Raw genomic sequence first — 18,555 nt, 5'->3', positions numbered from 1 at the left:
AGACCTGCGTGAGGTCTGCGTCCCAGCGACCTCAACCCGCCTCGCGATAGGGGTTGCGCGGATCCTGCGTCCAGTTCATGTACGGCTTGCCGGTGTCCTGCGCCTGCATGTCGATGCAACCTTGCACCGGGCAGGTGATCTGGCACAGGTTGCAGCCCACGCACTCGGCCTCGATCACACTGTAGGCGTGGGTGCCGTCGGCCTTCAGGGTGCTGGCGATGGCCTGGTGCGAGGTGTCCTCGCAGGCGATGTGGCAGCGCCCGCAGCCAATGCAGGCGTCCTGGTCGATATGCGCCACCGACTTGTAGTTGATATCCAGGTACTTCCAGTCGGTGGTATGCCCAACGGCCTGGCCACGAAACGCCTCGAGGCTCCGGTGGCCATGCTGGTCCATCCAGCGCGCCAGGCCGTCCTGCATGTCTTCGACGATGCGAAAGCCATGCAGCATCGCTGCGGTGCAGACCTGCACCGCGCCGCTGCCCAGGGCAATGAACTCGGCGGCGTCACGCCAGGTGCCGATACCGCCGATGCCGCAGATCGGCAGCCCGCGGGTCTCAGGGTCGCGGGCAATCTCGGCGACCATGTTCAGGGCGATCGGCTTGACCGCCGAGCCGCAGTAGCCGCCGTGGGTGCTCTGGTCGCCGACGATGGGGTGGGCAACCATGCGGTCCAGGTCGACACTGGTGATCGAGTTGATGGTGTTGATCAACGACACCGCGTCCGCCCCGCCCCGGTGGGCAGCGCGCGCCGACTGGCGGATGTCGGTGATATTGGGGGTGAGCTTGACGATCACCGGCAGCGTGCAATGGGTCTTGCACCAGCGGGTGACCATTTCCACATACTCGGGCACCTGGCCGACGGCGGCGCCCATGCCGCGCTCGGGCATGCCGTGGGGGCAGCCGAAGTTGAGTTCGATGCCGTCGGCGCCGGTGGCTTCCACCAGCGGCAGGATGAACTTCCAGGATTCTTCGACGCACGGCACCATCAGCGACACGATCAGCGCACGATCGGGCCAGTCCTTCTTCACCTGGGTGATCTCGCGCAGGTTGATCTCCAGCGAACGGTCGGTGATCAGCTCGATGTTATTGATGCCCTGCACCTGGCGGTTGGCGCCGTAGTGCGCCGAGTAGCGCGACGACACGTTGACCGCCGCCGGGTCCTCGCCCAGGGTCTTCCATACCACACCACCCCAGCCGGCCTCGAAGGCGCGGACCACGTTGTAGGCCTTGTCAGTGGGTGGTGCGGAGGCCAACCAGAATGGATTGGGTGCCTTGATGCCGGCGAATACGATGGACAGGTCGGCCATTTACGCAGCCTCCACATTGAGCATGAGTTGGGCATGGATGGCTTCGGCGGCCAGCTTGCCATGTTGCACCGCCTGGACGGTGAGGTCCTGGCCCAGGGCGGTGCAGTCGCCGCCGGCGTAGATGCCGGGGATGGAGGTGCGCATGTGCGCGTCCACCTGGATGCGCTCGCCGTCGCGGGCCAGTTGCGCCGCCAGCGGATCGCCGAGGCCTTGCTCATCGAAGCGCTGGCCGATGGCCTTGAAGATCGCGTCGGCAGCCAGCTCGAAGGTTTCGCCGGTATCGCCCAGGCGTCCGTCGATCAATTGCGTGCGCGCAAAGCGCATGCCGCGCACGCGCCCGGCATCATCCAGCAGCACGGCATCGGGCCGGGCCCAGGTGTGCAGGCGTACCTGGTTGTGCTTGGCAATTTCCTGCTCATGGCCGGTGGCGCCCATGTCGGCTTCGCCGCGGCGATACACCAGGTTGACGTCGCGGGCGCCCAGGCGGCTCATCTGCACGGCCATGTCGATGGCGGTGTTGCCAGCGCCGAGCACCAGGCAGCGGTCGGCCAGCGGCAGCTGGGCGAGGTCGTCAGCCTGGCGCAATTCACGGATATAGTCGGTGGCGGCAAGCAGGCCCGGCGCGTCTTCGTCCGCCAGGCCCAGCTGGCGCACGGCCCCCAGGCCCAGGCCGAGGAACACCGCGTCGTACTGGCCATGCAGCTCGGCCAACGACAGGTTGCCGCCCAGGCGCTGGCCATGGCGGATCTCGATTCCGCCAATGCCCAGCAGGAACTCCACTTCACGCTGGGCGTAGTCGTCCACCAGCTTGTAGCGGGCGATACCGTATTCGTTGAGACCGCCGGCCTTTTCCCGCGCCTCGAAGATCACCACGTCGTGGCCGTGCATGGCCAGCCGGTGCGCGCAGGACAACCCGGCGGGGCCGGCGCCGACCACGGCGATGCGCTTGCCGCTGGCCGGCGAACGCTGGAACGGATGCTCGGTGAAGTCGGCATGATCCAGAGCGTAGCGCTGCAATTGACCGATCAGCACCGGAGCGCACTCCTGGGCGTTGTTGCGCACGCAGGCTTGCTGGCAAAGGATCTCGGTGGGGCAAACCCGGGCACAGCTGCCGCCGAGGATGTTGGCCGAGAGAATGCGCTCGGCGGCGCCTTGCAGGTTCTCGTCGCTGATACGGTGGATGAACGAAGGGATGTCGATCTCGCTGGGGCACGCATTGACGCACGGCGCGTCGTAGCAGTACAGGCAGCGTGCACTCTCGACTGCGGCCTGACGGGCGGTGAGTGGGGGCGCGAGGTCGCTGAAGGCCTCGGCCAGCTGGTCGGCGCCGGCGCGGGGGCGCGGCAAGTGGTTCAGGGCATCGATCACGGTTGTAGCCTCTCTCGTTTTTATTGGAGGCGGCGGTGGTCAGGCGCCGGTCCGTTCTGGGGGGATGGCAGTCAACAGGAACATGTGTGTGGTTATCAGGGGGCGCCTTGCGCCCGTATCGCCGGCTTGCCGGCGATAGAGCTGCGCAGCAGCCCCAACTGCTTCAGCGCTGAACCGGCGTCGGTTTCTGCCGTTCGGCACGCCGCTCCAGCACCTCGTACACCGACGGATAGGCTGGGCGCTCCACGTAACGCCCCGCGCCCGGCTCGGCGCGCAGGTCGCCATCGGCCCAGAGCACCTTGCCCTGGCTGATGGTGTGGCTGGGGATGCCGCGCACTGTGCGGCCTTCGAAGATGTTGAAATCGACCCGCTGGTGGTGAGTCTGGGCGCTGATGGTACGGCTGCCCTGCGGATCCCACAGCACCAGATCGGCGTCGGCGCCGACACGGATCGCGCCCTTGCGCGGGAACAGATTGAAGATCTTCGCGGTGTTGGTGGAAGTCAGCGCGACGAATTCGTGCATCGACAGGCGCCCGCTGTTCACCCCGGCGTCCCACAGCACCGCCATGCGGTCCTCGATGCCGGCGGTGCCGTTGGGGATCCGGCTGAAGTCATTGCGGCCCATGGCCTTCTGCTCGGCGCAGAAGCAGCAGTGATCGGTGGCCGTGGTGTGCAGGTTGCCCGACTGCAGGCCACCCCACAGCGCGTCCTGGTGCTCGCGCGGGCGGAATGGCGGGCTCATCACATAGCCGGCGGCGGTGGCCCAGTCCGGATCACGGTAAACGCTGTCGTCGAGCAGCAGATGCCCCGGGAGCACCTCGCCGTACACCGGCTGGCCCTTGGCCCGGGCATAGGTGATCTCATCCAGCGCCTCGCGGCTGGAGACATGCACCAGATACAGAGGCGTGCCCAGGGTTTCGGCGATACGGATGGCGCGGCTGGCGGCCTCCCCTTCGACCTGGGACGGACGCGACAGCGGGTGTGCCTCGGGGCCGGTCAGGCCCTGGGCGAGCAATTTTTGCTGCAGGTGATAGACCAGCTCGCCGTTTTCGGCGTGCACCGTGGGCACCGCGCCCAGTTGCAGGCAGCGTTCGAAGCTGGCCACCAGGGTGTCGTCGGCGGCCATGATCGCGTTCTTGTAGGCCATGAAGTGCTTGAAGCTGTTCACCCCATGCTGGGCGACCAGCTCGCCCATCTCCTCGGCGACCTGTTCGCTCCACCAGGTGATGGCGACGTGGAAGCCGTAGTCGCTGGCGCTCTTTTGCGCCCAGCCGCGCCAGGTGTGGAAGGCCTCGAGCAGCGACTGCTGCGGGTTGGGGATGACGAAGTCGATGATCGAGGTGGTGCCGCCGGCCAGGCCAGCGGCAGTGCCGCTGAAGAAGTCCTCGCTGGCCACCGTGCCCATGAACGGCAGCTGCATGTGGGTGTGCGGGTCGATGCCGCCAGGCATCAGGTACTGGCCACTGCCGTCGAGGATCTCGCAGTCGGTGGGGGCTTCGAGGTCTTTGCCGATGGCACGGATCAAGCCATCGGCACACAGGACATCGGCGGGGTAGCTCTCTTCATGGGTAACCACAGTGGCGCCACGGATCAACAGGGACATGCCGTCTTCCTCGCAGGCTGACCGGTCTTCTGGCCGGTTCTTGGAATTGTGTTGGCCGGGCGCTGGAGGTGAGTTCATCAATCCTGTCAGGCCTGACAAGAATCGAGGCTAGTATCTGATCGGATATTGATCAAGAAAAAATATATGCAACCATTAAAAACACTAAATAACTGATTTTTAATGGTTTATTTAACAAATCACCAAAAAGTTACACCCCCTCACCATTTTGACGCACTTGACAGGAAGCCAAATTGGTCAAGATTTTCTACGCAAAATCAGGTGTTTGTTTCCTGGCTGGATGGCGCAGGCCGCGCCGGTGGTTTTCCAGGTTGCACCCGTTTGAATCACGCGGGTGATGGACCGGCCAGACAGACGGCATGCGCGGGCGCTCCCGCTTCGCCTGCCGTGTTGATGAATGCCTTTGCAGGTCAGTGAGTTACCTCCGGTCGGCGGCGGCCCGCCGGGAAGGCGCGGGCTTTCCCGGCACGTTTGTTGAAAACGCAGGCCATAACCGCCTGGCCGGGCCGGAGGTGCAGTACTGGTGGTGTGTGTACTCCGGCCATCGCGTCAGCCCGATGAGCGACAACTACAAGAAAAAGACCTGGAGAACCCCATGCAACAGAGCAGATCACATGTGGTCGAGCAGCATGGCCTGTACGAGCTCGACGCCGGCAGCGACGTCCTCGACAGCCCCCGCTACAACCACGACATCGCCCCGACCAAGGTGCACCAGCGCACCTGGAACAAGTGGCACATCACCGCGTTGTGGGTGGGCATGTCCATCTGCGTGCCCACCTACACCCTCGGTGGCGTGCTCACCGCCTACTTCGGCCTGAGTGTCGGCGAGGCGCTGCTGGCGATCCTGCTGGCCAACCTCATCGTGCTCATCCCGCTGACCCTCAACGCCTTCCCCGGCACCAAGTACGGCATCCCGTTCCCGGTGCTGCTACGCGCCTCGTTCGGCGTTTTCGGCTCCAACGTGCCATGCCTGATCCGCGCCGTGGTGGCCTGCGGCTGGTTCGGCATCCAGACGATGTTCGGCGGGCTGGCCATCCACCTGTTCCTCGGTTCGCTGTTCCCCGAGTGGAAAGCACTGGGCGGCACTGGCGAGGTGATCGGTTTCATGCTGTTCTGGTCGCTGAACCTCTGGGTGGTGCTGCGCGGCGCCGAGTCGATCAAGTGGCTGGAGACGCTCTCTGCCCCCCTGCTGGTGGCGGTCGGTGTCGGCCTGTTGTTCTGGGCGCTGCCGCACATGTCGATGAGCGAGCTGCTCGCGCAGCCGCCCAAACGCCCCGAGGGCGCCAGCGTGGTCAGCTACTTCTGCGCCGGGCTCACCGCCATGGTCGGTTTCTGGGCCACGCTGTCGCTGAACATCCCCGATTTCAGCCGCTATGCGAAAAGCCAGAAGGACCAGATTCTCGGGCAGATCTTCGGCCTGCCGCTGACCATGTTCCTGTTCGCCGCCCTGGGCGTGATCATGACCGCCGCCTCCGCCTCGCTGGTGGGCCAGACGGTGTCCGACCCGGTGAGCCTGATCGGCCATATCCAGAGCCCCGGCTGGGTGGCCCTGGCCATGGCGCTGATCATCATCGCGACGCTGTCGACCAACACCGCGGCCAACATCGTCTCGCCCACCAACGACTTCCAGAACATCGCCCCGCGCCTGATCGGGCGCAGCCGCGCGGTCTGGCTGACCGGTTTCATCGGCCTGGCGCTGATGGGCCACGAGCTGCTCAAGAAGCTCGGCTGGATCGTCTCCGACCTGAGCCTGGAGAGCGTGTACTCCAACTGGCTGCTGGGCTATTCCAGCCTGCTCGGGCCGATCGCCGGGATCATGGTGGTGGACTACTTCCTGGTCCGCCGCCAGCAGCTGGACCTCGCCGGGCTGTACCGCGACGACGTGTATCCGGCGTGGAACTGGGCCGGGTTCATCGCCTTCGGCGTACCGGTGGCGCTGACCGTGATGGCCATCGGCAACAGCAGTTTCAGCTGGTTCTACGACTACGGCTGGTTCACCGGCTCGCTGCTCGGCGGCGGGCTCTACTACGCCCTCGGCGGCATCGCGGTGCGCGGCCCGGCGCGGCTGGCCAAGCCGCTGCCCTGATGCGCCGCATCGCGGGGCAAGCCCGCCCACGTGATGGTAAAAATAACAGCCTGAGGAGACACCCCATGACCATCCCCGCCAAGGAAATCCTGCAATCCAGCCAACGCCACATCGACAGTAACCGCCTGTGGCAATCGCTGATGGAGCTGGCCCGCCTCGGCGCCACGCCCAAGGGCGGCGTATGCCGCCTGGCGCTGACCGATCTCGATCGCCAGGCCCGCGACTTGTTCGTGCAGTGGTGCGAAGCAGCCGGTTGCACGGTGAGCATCGACGCGGTCGGCAACATCTTCGCCCGCCGCCCCGGGCGCAACGCCAAGCTGCCGCCAGTGATGACCGGCAGCCATATCGACACCCAGCCCACCGGCGGCAAGTTCGACGGCTGCTTCGGCGTGATGGCCGGGCTGGAGGTGATCCGCACCCTCAATGATCTCGGCGTGGAAACCGAAGCGCCGCTGGAGGTGGTGGTGTGGACCAACGAGGAAGGCTCGCGCTTCGCCCCGTGCATGATGGGTTCGGGGGTGTTCGCCAACAAGTTCACCCTCGAGCAGACCCTGGCCAAGCGCGACGCCCAGGGCGTGAGCGTCGGCGAGGCATTGAACGCCATCGGCTACGCCGGCAGCCGCGCCGTGTCCGGCCACCCGGTCGGCGCCTACTTCGAGGCGCATATCGAACAGGGCCCGATCCTCGAAGACCAGCACAAGACCATCGGCGTGGTGCTCGGCGCCCTCGGCCAGAAGTGGTTCGACCTGACCCTGCGCGGCGTCGAGGCCCACGCCGGCCCCACCCCGATGCATCTGCGCAAGGACGCCCTGGTCGGTGCCGCCGCCGTGGTCGAGGCGGTCAACAGCAGCGCCCTCGCCCACCAGCCCCATGCCTGCGGCACCGTCGGTTGCCTGCAGGCCTACCCCGGCTCGCGCAACGTGATCCCCGGCGAAGTGCGCATGACCCTGGACTTCCGTCACCTGGAAGGCCAGCGACTGGAGTCGATGATCGCCGAGGTGCGCCAGGTGATCGAGGCCACCACGGCCAAGCACGGGCTGGAATACGACCTGGTGCCCACCGCCGACTTCCCGGCCCTGTACTTCGACAAAGGCTGCGTCGAGGCGGTGCGTGATTCGGCGCGCAACCTGGGCTTGGCGCACATGGACATCGTCAGCGGCGCCGGGCACGACGCAATCTTCCTCGCGGAACTGGGCCCGGCCGGGATGATCTTCGTGCCGTGCGAGGGCGGGATCAGTCACAACGAAATCGAGAACGCCGCCCCCGAGGACCTCGCGGCCGGCTGCGCGGTACTGCTGCGGGCAATGCTGGCGGCGTCGGAGGCGATTGCCGGCGGGCGGTTGGCGGCGTAGCGATGATCGCGGAACTGCGCGCGGCCGCTAGCGTTCAGCATCATCTGCGTGGGAGCGGCCGTGCGCCGCTGCCACGCAGCGCCACGACAAGGCTTGCCCCACGGTGAATCATGCCAGCCCCTTCCCGAAAGACGGCTTATCGCTATATATTTCGCAACATAACGATAATCCCCAGGAGCCGTCTTCATGCGTATTCGCTTGTCCCATATGGCCGCCAGCGCCCTTGCCAGCCTGATCTGCCTCAACAGCGCCTGGGCCGATGAAGTCCAGGTCGCCGTCGCGGCCAACTTCACAGCGCCCATCCAGGCCATCGCCAAGGATTTCGAGAAGGACACCGGCCACAAGCTGGTCGCTGCCTACGGCGCCACCGGCCAGTTCTACGCACAGATCAAGAACGGCGCGCCATTCGAGGTATTCCTCGCCGCCGACGACAGCACCCCGGCCAAGCTGGAACAGGAAAAGGAAATCGTTGCAGGCTCGCGCTTCACCTATGCCATCGGCACCCTGGCGCTGTGGTCGGCCAAGCCAGGCTATGTCGACGCCAAGGGTGACGTGCTGAAGAAGAACGAGTACAAGCACCTGTCCATCGCCAACCCCAAGGCCGCGCCCTATGGCCTGGCAGCCACCCAGGTGCTGGACAAGCTGAAGCTGACCGAAGCGACCAAGGCCAAGATCGTCGAGGGCCAGAACATCACCCAGGCCTTCCAGTTCGTCTCCACCGGCAATGCCGAGCTGGGCTTCGTCGCGCTGTCGCAGATCTACAAGGACGGCAAGGTCAGCGAAGGCTCGGCCTGGATCGTGCCCGCCGAGCTGCATGACCCGATCCGCCAGGATGCGGTGATCCTCAACAAAGGCAAGGACAACCCGGCCGCCAAGGCCTTGGTCGATTACCTCAAGGGCCCGAAGGCCGCCGCGGTGATCAAGTCCTATGGCTATGAGCTCTGATGCCCCTCGACGCCAGTGACCTGGGTGCCATCTGGCTGACCATCAAGCTGGCCAGCCTCACCACCGCCATCCTCCTGGTGCTGGGCACGCCCATCGCCTGGTGGCTGGCGCGTACCCGCTCATGGCTGCGCGGGCCGATCGGCGCGGTGGTGGCCCTGCCCCTGGTGCTGCCGCCGACGGTAATCGGCTTCTACCTGCTGCTGGCCCTCGGCCCCCATGGCTGGATCGGCCAGGCCACCCAGGCCCTCGGCCTGGGCAGCGTGGTGTTCAGCTTCAGCGGGCTGGTGATCGGCTCGGTGGTGTATTCGATGCCCTTCGTGGTGCAGCCACTGCAGAACGCCTTCGGCACCATCGGCCAGCGCCCCCTGGAAGTGGCCGCGACGCTGCGCGCCAGCCCGTGGGACACCTTCGTCAACGTGGTGCTGCCCCTGGCTCGCCCCGGCTTCATTACCGCCAGCATCCTCGGTTTCGCCCATACCGTCGGCGAGTTCGGCGTGGTGCTGATGATTGGTGGCAACATTCCCGACAAGACCCGCGTGGTCTCGGTGCAGATCTTCGATCACGTCGAGGCCATGGAATACAGCCAGGCCCACTGGCTGGCCGGGGCCATGCTGGTGTTCTCGTTCCTGGTGCTGCTGATGCTCTATGCCGGCCGCCGTGGCAAACCAGGCTGGAGCTGAAATGAGCGCATCGATAAAGGCACGCCTGAAGCTCGCGCGTGACGATTTCACCCTCGACGTCGACCTGAAGCTGCCCGGTCGCGGCATCAGTGCCTTGTTCGGTCACTCCGGCTCAGGCAAGACCTCGTGCCTGCGCTGCCTGGCCGGCCTGGAACGGGCCGCCAGCGCGTACATCGAAATCAATGGCGAGGTCTGGGAGGACAGCAGCCGCGGGCGCTTCATCCCACCACACCAACGCCCGGTCGGCTATGTGTTCCAGGAGGCCAGCCTGTTCCCGCACCTGTCGGTGCAAGGCAACCTGGAGTTTGGCTGGCGCCGGATTGCTCCCCAGGCCCGTAAAATCAGCCAGGAACAGGCATGCCAGTTGCTGGGTATCAGCCACCTGCTGGCGCGCAAGCCGGCCACGCTGTCCGGCGGCGAGGCACAACGGGTCGGCATCGCCCGAGCCTTGCTCAGCAGCCCGCGACTGTTGCTGATGGACGAGCCTCTGGCGGCCCTCGACAGCGCGCGCAAGCGCGAAATCCTTCCGTATCTGGAGCGCCTGCACAACGAGCTGGATATCCCGCTGATCTATGTCAGCCATGCCCAGGACGAAGTCGCGCGCCTGGCCGACCACCTGGTCCTGCTCGAGCAGGGCAAGGCGCTGGCCAGCGGGCCAATCGGCGAGACTTTGGCCCGCCTGGACCTGCCGTTGGCCCAGGGCGAGGATGCCGGAGTGGTGCTCGAAGGTGTGGTGGTGGGCCACGACCCGCACTACGGGCTTTTTGACCTGCGCCTGCCAGGCGCGGACGGGCAACTGCTGCGGATCGCCCACCCCGCCTTGCAGGTGGGGAGCACCCTGCGCCTGAAGGTCCAGGCCCGGGATGTCAGCCTGGCATTGGCTGCGCAGGGGGCCTCGAGCATTCTCAACCGCCTGCCGGTCCGGGTACGCGAATGCCACCCGGCGGAAAACCCGGCCCATGTGCTGATCAGCCTGGATGCCTCTGGCACTGCGCTGCTGGCGCGCATCACGCGCTATTCGGCGGACCAGCTCGATGTACGCCCAGGCCAGTTGCTGTGTGCGCAGATAAAGTCGGTGGCGCTGTTGGGCTGAGCAATGTCGCGGCCAATGCTGTCCATTGCAGCAAGAGTGTTCTCGATGGACTGCGCCGATGCCCGATTGCCCGTTGCCTGCCGCCCTGCATTATGTCGATGACAGCCAACCCGGCCTGACCCGCCGACGCTGGCGCGACCGCTTTCACTATTTCGACGCCGGGAACCAGCGGGTGCGCGATGAAGAAACCCTGGCGCGCATCGCCGCCCTGGTGATCCCTCCGGCCTACACCGACGTGTGGATCTGCGCCGACCCCCAAGGACATCTGCAGGCCACCGGCCGCGATGCCCGAGGGCGCAAGCAGTACCGCTACCACGCGCAATGGCGCGAAGTGCGCGATCAGCATAAATATGCACGCATGCTGGCTTTTGCCGAGGTACTGCCGAGGCTGCGCAAGCAACTGGACGCCCACCTGGCTTGCCCCGGCCTGGGGCGAGAGAAGGTCATGGCGCTGGTGATCAGCCTGCTCGACACCACGCTGATCCGCATTGGCAACCGCCAGTACCTGCGGCAGAACCGCTCCTACGGGCTGACTACCCTCGACACCCGCCATGTGCAGGTCAAGGGCAGCCGTATCCGCTTCCAGTTCCGCGGCAAACGCGGCGTCGAGCACAACGTCACCCTCACCGACCGGCGCCTGGCCGGCCTGGTCAAGCGCTGCATGGAGTTGCCCGGCCAGGCCTTGTTTCAGTACCTGGACGAACAGGGGCAGCGCCATGGCATCGGGTCCACCGAGGTGAACCAGTTCCTCCAGCAGTTGACCGGTGCCGATTTCACGGCCAAGGACTACCGCACCTGGGCCGGCAGCAGCCTGGCGCTGAACCTGCTCCAGCCGCTAGCCTGGGAACCCGATAGCGAGGCTCGCCGCCAGGTCGCCGCCATCGTCCGCCAAGTGTCCACGCGCCTGGGCAACACGCCAGCGGTCTGCCGACGCTGCTACATCCATCCCGCAGTCCTCGAGCATTTCCACCTTGGGCGCCTGTCTGCCTTGCCCCGCGCACGCCCACGCAAGGGGCTGGAAATCGAAGAAGTGGCATTACTGCGTTTCCTGCAGATGCTCGAGCGCCAAGACGAACATTGACGGTCACTATTTACTTCATCGAATAGAGAAATTTCCCATATGGCACCAAGCACCCTATCCTTGCCATCGAGCACCTTGCCGCGGGGTTGTGCCGCAGCCCCACTGGCGCCTGCAACTAAAGATCGACGACAGAATTTGTCTGGCGGGGAATTACTATCCGCCGAAAGCGTCTTTAATGAGAAGGAAGAGGGACAGGCTCCCACCGCAGAGCACCTGGCTCGGCGGTTTTCTACATCACCAAGGAGAACTACATGCTGATACTCACCCGCAAGGTTGGCGAAAGCATCGTCATCGACGATGACATCAAAGTCACCATTCTGGGCGTCAAGGGGATGCAAGTGAGGATCGGTATCGATGCACCGAAAGATGTCCAGGTGCACCGTGAAGAGATCTACAAGCGTATCCAGGCCGGTAGCCCCGCGCCCGAAAAAAGCAACGACGAGTAACCCGCAAGCCAACCGCATCATGCCGCACGGATGCGCCTGATCGATTGCCCGCCCATGCGGGGAGCCTCTCCTGAATCTCAGGTGCCCAGCAATTCGCGCACCGTGGCGATCATCCGGTCCATGTCGAATGGCTTGTCGAACACGGCCGCGAACTTCCCGGGGCAGGCCCGGCCCTGGCTGGCCTGGGCGCCGCTCATGAGAATGACCGGCAGGTCCGCCAGTTCCAGCTCTTCACGTATGGCCTGCAGCAGTTCTTCGCCATTGAGCACCGGCATCATGTAGTCGGTGATTACCAGGTCCACGCGCTTTTCCTTCAAGGCATCCAGGGCCTTGCGCCCGTTGCTCGCCTTTTCAACCAGATAACCCTCATCCTCCAGGGCAAAACCGAGGATGTCGGCAATCAGGTACTCGTCATCGACGACCAGGATAGTGTTCACCCCATCACCGATCTCCCGGCGGTGTCGCCGAACCACTGAGCACGCCACTGGCACCATCGAACGCTCGCGCGAGGCTGATGCCATTCGGTCCAAGACTCAACGCCTGCAGGGCAGGGTCGTGATCGCTGTCACGCACCTTGATGACCGACAGGGCCCTGTGCAGTTGCGCGTCAAGCTCGGCGAAGCGCATCAGGATCAGGTTGTCGACGATGCTCGACAGGTCGGGGGCCGGCGCGGTGATCTCCGAACCGAAGATGTCACGCATCTCCCAGGTCAGCAGCACTGTCACACCACGGGCACGCAATTCGCCGGTCAGCGCGCGGAAAAAGCCATTCAGACGGGCGGGCTCAAGGGCCAGTCGGCCGAACGCTCCCAAGCTGTCGACCACCACACGCCTGGCCCCGAGCGCCTCGACCTGCGCCAACAGCTGGGCGCCGAGTTGGTCCAGCAGGCCTTCGGTGGTCGATTGCCAGCTCAGTTGCACGCTGCCTTCACGCTCGAGTGCCGCCAGGTCGAAGCCCAGCGCGCAAGCCTTCAAGCGCAACCGCGCCGGCGTCTCGTAGAAACCGAAGTGCAGCCCCGGCGCAGCCTTGGTCGAAGCGGCCAGGAACGCGATGCCCAGCGCTGTCTTGCCCACGCCTGATGGCCCCATCAGCAGGGTCACCGACGCCTCGGCCAGTCCGCCACCGAGCATGGCATCGAGGTCGGCAACACCCGTGGCGACCCGGCTCAGGGTTTGCGCCCCTGCCTGGCTGGGGCGACTGTACAGCGACTCCAGGCGCGGGTAGACCTGCAACCCCGCCTCCGTGATCAGGCATTCGTGGCGCCCGGACAACGCGCCACTGCCACGCGTCTTGCGCAACTGGACATGGCGCACCGCCGTGCTGCCGACCAGGTGCTCGCCAAGTTCGATAACGCCATCGACCATGGTGTGCTCGGGGCTACCCTCGTCCAGCCGCGCACTGGTCAGCAGCAGCAACGTGCAGCCGGCAAACGCCGCATGCCCCTGCAGTTCGGAGACGAATTTCTTGGTGTCGAGGCTGGTTTCCGCCCTGGAGCGGGCATTAAGCAGCCCGTCGACGATCAGCAGGGTGGCCTGCTGCCGGGCAATTTCCTGGCGCAACAGCCTGACCACCGCGTCCAGGCCGTCCTGCTCGAGGGTGTCGAATGCGCTGACGAACTGGATGGTGTCGCCTACAAGCGCCGCGTCGAAGAAGCTCAGGGTCGACAGATACTGGAACAACCGTTCATGGGACTCGCTGAGCAACGTCGCCACCAGGACCCGACCACCCTCACGCACATGGTTGCACGCCAGCTGGTTGGCCAGGATGGTCTTGCCCGAGCCGGGATGCCCCTGAACGATATAAGAGGCGCCGACCACCAGCCCATCCTTGAGCAGCGCATCGAGCCCCTCGATGCCCGTGGCCAGTCGCTTCAGTTGCTCTACCATGGCTGTCTATCCGTCGGTCGAAAGCGAATCGGGGCCCGTCCTGGCTGGCAGGTACAAGCTCATACAGGTGCCCTCGCCAAGCCGGCTGGACACCTCGATCATGCCATTGCTCTGCCGGGCGAAGCCATAGGCCTGACTCAGGCCAAGGCCAGTGCCCTTGCCGAAGGCCTTGGTGGTGAAGAATGGCTCGAAGATCCGAGGCAGCACCTGCGGGTCGATGCCCTGGCCGTCATCACGCACATCGAAGCGCACGAACTGCCCGTACAACCCATCCACCTCCCCGGACAACTGCACACTTTCGACCACCAGACGGATCTGCCCGGTGGCGGCAATGGCGTCGCGGGCGTTGAACACCAGGTTCAGCAAGACCATCTGCAACTGCCCGGCGTCCACCTCGATCAGCGGCAAGTCAGGCTGTACCTGGGGTAGCAGTTCGATCTCCCGGGGCAATGCGTGCTCCGCCAGCCCACATATGATATCGATCGCCTCGGCCGGCACGATGCGCGTGATGCTGAGTTGCCGATGCCGGGCAAAGCTGAGCAGTTGCTGAGTCAACTGGGTGCCGCGCTGGCCGGCATCGAGGATATGCTCGAGCAAGCGCCTCACGCGTGCCGGATCCTGGCTGCTGCTGGCAAGCCGCGCAGAGCTGAGGATGATGGTCAGCAGGTTGTTGAAGTCATGGGCCAGGCCCCCGGTGAGTTGCCCCAGGGCCTCGAGCTTTTGCGCCTGGAACAGTTGCGCACGCATGCCATCGAGCTGCAGGGCCGACTCGCGGCGATCAGTGATGTCGCGGGTGACCTTGGCCAGGCCGATGACCTCGCCTTGTGCGTCGCGAATCACATCCAACGCCGCCAGCGCCCAGAACTGCGTGCCGTCCTTGCGCACGCGCCAGCCTTCGTCCTGCGCCTTGCCTTCTTCGAGTGCCTGGCGCAGCAAGCGTTGCGGGCGGCCGTCGGCACAATCCTGGGCGGTGAAGAACAGCGAGAAATGCTGGCCGATGATCTCATCGGCATCGTAGCCCTTGATCCGCTGCGCGCCAGCGTTCCAGGACACCACATGGCCGGTTGGGTCGAGCATATAGATGGCGTAGTCCACCACCGCCTGGACCAACTGCTCGTAGCGTGCCTCTGACATCACCGAATGGGTGGGGCGGTCTGTCGAAACCATGCGAGCTCCACAAGCACCGCGAAAGGACATATTGAGCGTAGTCAAAAGTCCAGCCTGTACTGCCCCTTATACGACGATCGTCAGCGCTCGCGTTCCACCACGGTCGGCACCAGCTTGCGCGGCATCGCCACCTTGAGCAGCCACCCCCCCACCAACAGGATCAGCGCTGCGCCTGCAAAGGCGAGCAAGCGCCTGGGCTGGGCAGCCTCCTGGTCGAAGCCGAGCATCAGCAGGTAACCACCCAGGCTGATGAAGCCCGCATACAGGAACGCCGCCAGCAGGCAGACCAGCAGGAATAGCAGGCGCCAGAACAACTTCGGGCGGATACGCCGCGTTGCGTCCGGGCCAGGGGAAAGCGATGACATGGCAACAGGCCTGGTTGGATCCAATGCGCGACAGTGGCGCAATGGCAGCATCCTGTCAATTGAACTATAGTGCCCGCGCCCCGGATCCCACAGGAACCATCATGACCTTTAACCTTCGCATGCAAGGGCTGCAGGACGACCTGATGCGCAGCGCCAGCGAACTCGATGAACTGAGCCAGGCGCTGGACGGCCATGTCCGTTACCTGCGTCATTCGATTCATCAAGCCGATGCGCACGCCATGGGTGGGCACGTCGATGACCTGCGCCATAGCGCCTGTGAGATGCGCGATATCGCGCGTGCTATCGAACCCTGAACATTAGGCTGGTTGACGCTTCTATAACAATGGGTTATAAAGCGCGCCTGATTGCCTGGGCCTTGCTGCCATGAAGCGCGCCAGCAATCGTGCGAGTGTGGTGGAATTGGTATACACAGCAGACTTAAAATCTGTCGGCGTGAGCCTTGCGGGTTCGAGTCCCGCCACTCGCACCATCTTCTGTCGATGAAGGCGCCCTTGCGGCGCCTTTTTCGTACACGCCGGAAATCCGCCGCGCAGCTGCTAGAGTGGAACCTGTCCCTGTTCACTGGAGCGCCGCCATGCGCTATAGCCTGCTCGACGGTCAACGCGACTTCATTCTGCTGCTCGCCCGCATCCTGCTGATGATCCTGTTCGTGCTCTCCGGCTGGAGCAAGCTGACCGGGTTCGAAGGCACGGTGGGCTACATGACCTCACTGGGTGCCCCCGCGCCGATGCTGGCTGCGGCGATCGCCGTGATCATGGAGCTGCTGGTCGGCATCCTGTTGATCCTGGGGTTCTACACCCGTCCCCTGGCCTTGCTGTTCGCCCTCTTCGTGCTCGGCACCGCACTGATCGGTCATCCGTTCTGGAACATGGTCGAACCTGAGCGCAGCGCCAACATGACCCAGTTCCTGAAGAACCTCAGCATCATTGGCGGTTTGCTGCTGCTGGCCGTCAGCGGTCCCGGACGGTTCTCCCTCGACCGCCGCTGAGGACTCGCGTCGACATCAGTCGTCGCAGTCGTCATGCCAGGCCGGGTGGTCCTCTTCCTCATCGAAGTCGTCGAGTGACTCTTCGTCCTCCTCGACTTCATCAAGAGCCCCGTAGGCATCCGCCTCGGGGTCGTAGCCCTCGTGGAATTCTGGGTCGAGCAAATGGTCGTGCTCAGGTTCGTGCAGATCGTCTTCGTCGTGCATTACAGGCTCCGGTAACAACGGCAGGCCTGTATAGGCGTATCGGCTCACCGGGTCAATCCTCATGGCACTTAACCCCGGCTTAACCGACCAGGCGCACAGTGCAGGCTCTCCCTTCAAAAACGTTCTTTGCCCGCCGCCCTGGCGGGCATTTTTTTGCCTGGGCCTCCCTCGCCCGATGAACCGAGTGCCCTTTCAGAGCTCGCATGCGGTACAGGATCTATATCATCAAGGAGGTTTTCAGCATGATCGTGAACATCGACAACCTGATCATCACTACCCCAGTGGCGAAGTCATCCAGCAACCCAGTGGCGCTGGAATTGACCGGCGTCCAGGCACTCGCCAGCCTGCCCCAGGTGATCAGCCGCCTGGCCGATGGCGCCGTGCGCATGAACGCACCGACCAAAGGGGCGGCGAGCAAGAGCACCCATCGCACCCGCTGCGAGTGGAAGGAAGCGGTCTACTGGACGCTGGCCAGCGCCGGCCGGCATGTCAATCACCAACGCATGGTGCTGGAGCGGGTCAACTCGGCACAGAAGGTGGTGATCGCGCAAATGCATGTAAAAGATGACGACAGCCCGGCGATCAAGGTGTTCTGGAACAAAGGGAAGATCACCCTCGGTTTTCGCCAGGACTTCAATCAGGTGACACCGACCAGCAGCACCGTCCTGGCCGATGTGCCGTTGGGCATGCCTTTCGACATCACCATCGAGGTCACTGCGACAGGCGCCGCTACGGTGTCGGCCGCCTGCACCGGCCGCACCGGCAGCAGCGGGATGCTGAAAATGGCCGCGAGCTGGAGTGAGCGAACATTCAACTTCCATGGCGGCGTCTATAACCAGGTGGATTTCAGTGACAGCACGCCCCCAACGGACGCTTCGACCTGTGTGATCAGCCAGCTCGATTTATTTCACCGCCAGGTCGATACATTCATCTGAATGCAATAAATCAAGGCATAGTGCCATCATCTCAGGTAGGATTCCGCCGCCTTGCCTTGGACTGCGAGGTAAATCACTGAAACGCCTAGGAATCCGCAATGCAATTTGCTCGTCATCTGATCGCCGCCAGCCTCATCGCCCTGACCACCGGGTGCGCCAGCGGCCTGAACTCCGTGCAGGAACAGGAGCTCGGCTACTACCGTGCGCAGAATCTCGAAGTGAGGGAGAAAAGCCCAGGTGCCGCAGCAGCCCTGGGCCTGCTGCCCGGTGGTGGTTCATTCTACGGCCGTGCCTATGGCTATGGCGTCGCCAACCTGCTGCTGTGGCCTGTCTCGATCTTCTGGGACCCAGTCAGTGGCTACAACGCGGCCGAATCGATCAACTACCAGGCCACCCGTGCCCATGTTTCACGCATGAAGAAAAGCCAGATGGATGCGCTCGACACCAGGTTGATCTCTGAAGAAATCGATCCCAAGCATTACGCCTTGGAAAGACGCAAGATTGATGAAAAATTCAGTAACGGTTACTAAGCCCCTCCAACCTGTGGCCTTCACGAAATTCTGACAATCGAGAAGGCAGACTGGCTTGGCTTCGATACGTTCTGTTCAACCCGCCGGTCTGGCGGGTTTTCTTTTTTCTGGGCCTTCATCAGCGCCCTGTTCGTTCGTTGACAACATTTTCACTTCCGCTGTGCCAAGGTGGAGCCTCATCCGTGAAACATCCTTGGCCCGCACTCCCCAGCGGGCCTTTCTTTGCCCGCTCAGTCGAAGGCACCCTTGAGCAGTTCGTGAATCTCGCCTGGGGCAACGGTTACCAGGATCAGGTCCTCACCCGCCTGCATCCACTCGTAGCCGTCAGAGTGCGGCAGCTGGTCCAGAAGCCGAGCATCGAGCGTCTTGGCAATACCCGGAGGAAGCGGCTTGCCACGGGCCAGATTCTGCTGGATTTCGGTTATCCGCATTGGTGCGCGAAGCCATGACCATGGCGCAAGATCTCGTAACATTTATTAT

Annotated in this window: 19 protein-coding genes, 1 tRNA gene and 1 pseudogene; 12 read left to right on the top strand and 9 right to left on the bottom strand. The window is 64.1% G+C overall.

All coding sequences use genetic code 11. From position 1 onward, the window contains the following. Positions 1 to 31: 31 nt before the first annotated feature. The 3 genes from preA to hydA all read right to left on the bottom strand — a co-directional run bounded on the left by preA (position 32) and on the right by hydA (position 4,277). A complete protein-coding gene (gene preA, locus LU688_RS10805) occupies positions 32 to 1,306 on the bottom strand; it encodes an NAD-dependent dihydropyrimidine dehydrogenase subunit PreA (RefSeq protein WP_094010446.1) in 1,275 nt (424 codons plus the stop codon). After that, positions 1,307 to 2,674, bottom strand: coding sequence for an NAD(P)-dependent oxidoreductase (locus tag LU688_RS10800; RefSeq protein WP_094010447.1), 1,368 nt, complete (start codon positions 2,672 to 2,674; stop codon positions 1,307 to 1,309). It abuts the gene before it with no gap. Positions 2,675 to 2,837: 163 nt separating this feature from the next. Beyond that, positions 2,838 to 4,277, bottom strand: coding sequence for a dihydropyrimidinase (gene hydA, locus LU688_RS10795; protein WP_038705825.1), 1,440 nt, complete (start codon positions 4,275 to 4,277; stop codon positions 2,838 to 2,840). A 613-nt stretch (positions 4,278 to 4,890) separates the two neighbouring features. On the opposite strand from hydA, the gene LU688_RS10790 reads away from it, so the two are divergent. From LU688_RS10790 to csrA, 7 genes are all read left to right on the top strand, one after another. Further along, positions 4,891 to 6,381, top strand: a complete 1,491-nt coding sequence (locus LU688_RS10790) for an NCS1 family nucleobase:cation symporter-1 (RefSeq protein WP_094010449.1) — start codon at positions 4,891 to 4,893, stop codon at positions 6,379 to 6,381. Positions 6,382 to 6,446: 65 nt separating this feature from the next. Then, complete coding sequence (locus LU688_RS10785) at positions 6,447 to 7,733, top strand: Zn-dependent hydrolase (RefSeq protein ID WP_094010450.1); 1,287 nt, start codon at positions 6,447 to 6,449, stop codon at positions 7,731 to 7,733. A 186-nt stretch (positions 7,734 to 7,919) separates the two neighbouring features. After that, a complete protein-coding gene (gene modA / locus LU688_RS10780) occupies positions 7,920 to 8,678 on the top strand; it encodes a molybdate ABC transporter substrate-binding protein (protein WP_023631638.1) in 759 nt (252 codons plus the stop codon). Then, the gene (gene modB, locus LU688_RS10775) at positions 8,678 to 9,358 is read left to right on the top strand and encodes a molybdate ABC transporter permease subunit (RefSeq protein WP_160290565.1); all 681 of its coding nucleotides are present in this window, start codon (positions 8,678 to 8,680) and stop codon (positions 9,356 to 9,358) included. Before modA ends, modB begins: the two co-directional genes overlap by 1 nt. A 1-nt stretch (position 9,359) precedes the next feature. After that, positions 9,360 to 10,451 carry a molybdenum ABC transporter ATP-binding protein gene (modC, locus tag LU688_RS10770; protein WP_094010452.1) on the top strand — a complete coding sequence of 364 codons (1,092 nt, stop codon included), beginning with the start codon at positions 9,360 to 9,362 and terminating at the stop codon, positions 10,449 to 10,451. 58 nt (positions 10,452 to 10,509) lie between these two features. Then, on the top strand, positions 10,510 to 11,532 hold the full coding sequence (locus tag LU688_RS10765) for a DNA topoisomerase IB (RefSeq protein ID WP_094010453.1): 1,023 nt from the start codon (positions 10,510 to 10,512) through the stop codon (positions 11,530 to 11,532). A gap of 251 nt (positions 11,533 to 11,783) precedes the next feature. Beyond that, a complete protein-coding gene (csrA, locus tag LU688_RS10760) occupies positions 11,784 to 11,978 on the top strand; it encodes a carbon storage regulator CsrA (protein ID WP_023628788.1) in 195 nt (64 codons plus the stop codon). A gap of 77 nt (positions 11,979 to 12,055) precedes the next feature. On the opposite strand, the gene LU688_RS10755 is transcribed toward csrA, so the two are convergent. The 4 genes from LU688_RS10755 to LU688_RS10740 form a co-directional block, all read right to left on the bottom strand. Continuing rightward, a complete protein-coding gene (locus LU688_RS10755) occupies positions 12,056 to 12,415 on the bottom strand; it encodes a response regulator (RefSeq protein ID WP_094010454.1) in 360 nt (119 codons plus the stop codon). A gap of 4 nt (positions 12,416 to 12,419) precedes the next feature. Then, positions 12,420 to 13,865 carry an ATPase domain-containing protein gene (locus LU688_RS10750; protein ID WP_160290566.1) on the bottom strand — a complete coding sequence of 482 codons (1,446 nt, stop codon included), beginning with the start codon at positions 13,863 to 13,865 and terminating at the stop codon, positions 12,420 to 12,422. A 6-nt stretch (positions 13,866 to 13,871) separates the two neighbouring features. Further along, complete coding sequence (locus LU688_RS10745; RefSeq protein ID WP_023628791.1) at positions 13,872 to 15,032, bottom strand: two-component system sensor histidine kinase NtrB; 1,161 nt, start codon at positions 15,030 to 15,032, stop codon at positions 13,872 to 13,874. Between the two features lie 80 nt (positions 15,033 to 15,112). Continuing rightward, positions 15,113 to 15,397: a hypothetical protein gene (locus tag LU688_RS10740; protein ID WP_031314446.1), complete on the bottom strand. Its 285-nt coding sequence runs from the start codon at positions 15,395 to 15,397 to the stop codon at positions 15,113 to 15,115. A gap of 101 nt (positions 15,398 to 15,498) precedes the next feature. Between LU688_RS10740 and LU688_RS10735 the strand changes: the two genes are divergently transcribed. The 3 genes from LU688_RS10735 to LU688_RS10725 all read left to right on the top strand — a co-directional run bounded on the left by LU688_RS10735 (position 15,499) and on the right by LU688_RS10725 (position 16,406). Then, the gene (locus LU688_RS10735; RefSeq protein ID WP_023628792.1) at positions 15,499 to 15,711 is read left to right on the top strand and encodes a hypothetical protein; all 213 of its coding nucleotides are present in this window, start codon (positions 15,499 to 15,501) and stop codon (positions 15,709 to 15,711) included. A 91-nt stretch (positions 15,712 to 15,802) separates the two neighbouring features. Continuing rightward, positions 15,803 to 15,887: transfer RNA gene (locus LU688_RS10730), tRNA-Leu, on the top strand. Positions 15,888 to 15,992: 105 nt separating this feature from the next. Then, complete coding sequence (locus LU688_RS10725) at positions 15,993 to 16,406, top strand: DoxX family protein (RefSeq protein WP_023628793.1); 414 nt, start codon at positions 15,993 to 15,995, stop codon at positions 16,404 to 16,406. A 15-nt stretch (positions 16,407 to 16,421) separates the two neighbouring features. On the opposite strand, the gene LU688_RS10720 is transcribed toward LU688_RS10725, so the two are convergent. Further along, on the bottom strand, positions 16,422 to 16,610 hold the full coding sequence (locus tag LU688_RS10720) for a hypothetical protein (protein WP_023628794.1): 189 nt from the start codon (positions 16,608 to 16,610) through the stop codon (positions 16,422 to 16,424). Positions 16,611 to 16,852: 242 nt separating this feature from the next. Here LU688_RS10720 and LU688_RS10715 point away from each other — a divergent pair, with 242 nt between their 5' ends. Together LU688_RS10715 and LU688_RS10710 are read left to right on the top strand one after the other, a co-directional pair. Continuing rightward, positions 16,853 to 17,545, top strand: coding sequence for a polysaccharide lyase family 7 protein (locus tag LU688_RS10715; RefSeq protein ID WP_104444162.1), 693 nt, complete (start codon positions 16,853 to 16,855; stop codon positions 17,543 to 17,545). Between the two features lie 98 nt (positions 17,546 to 17,643). Further along, positions 17,644 to 18,075: a hypothetical protein gene (locus LU688_RS10710; protein WP_094010459.1), complete on the top strand. Its 432-nt coding sequence runs from the start codon at positions 17,644 to 17,646 to the stop codon at positions 18,073 to 18,075. A gap of 230 nt (positions 18,076 to 18,305) precedes the next feature. Here the strand turns inward: LU688_RS10710 and LU688_RS10705 are convergent. Beyond that, a pseudogene (locus LU688_RS10705) lies at positions 18,306 to 18,491 on the bottom strand (anti-virulence regulator CigR family protein); the annotation flags it as partial. Positions 18,492 to 18,555 lie beyond the last annotated feature (64 nt).

The organism is Pseudomonas soli, assembly GCF_021283165.2.
Classification (GTDB): Bacteria; Pseudomonadota; Gammaproteobacteria; order Pseudomonadales; family Pseudomonadaceae; genus Aquipseudomonas; species Aquipseudomonas soli.
Note: the sequence above shows the minus strand (reverse complement) of the source record. Positions and strands in the feature narration are given on the sequence as shown.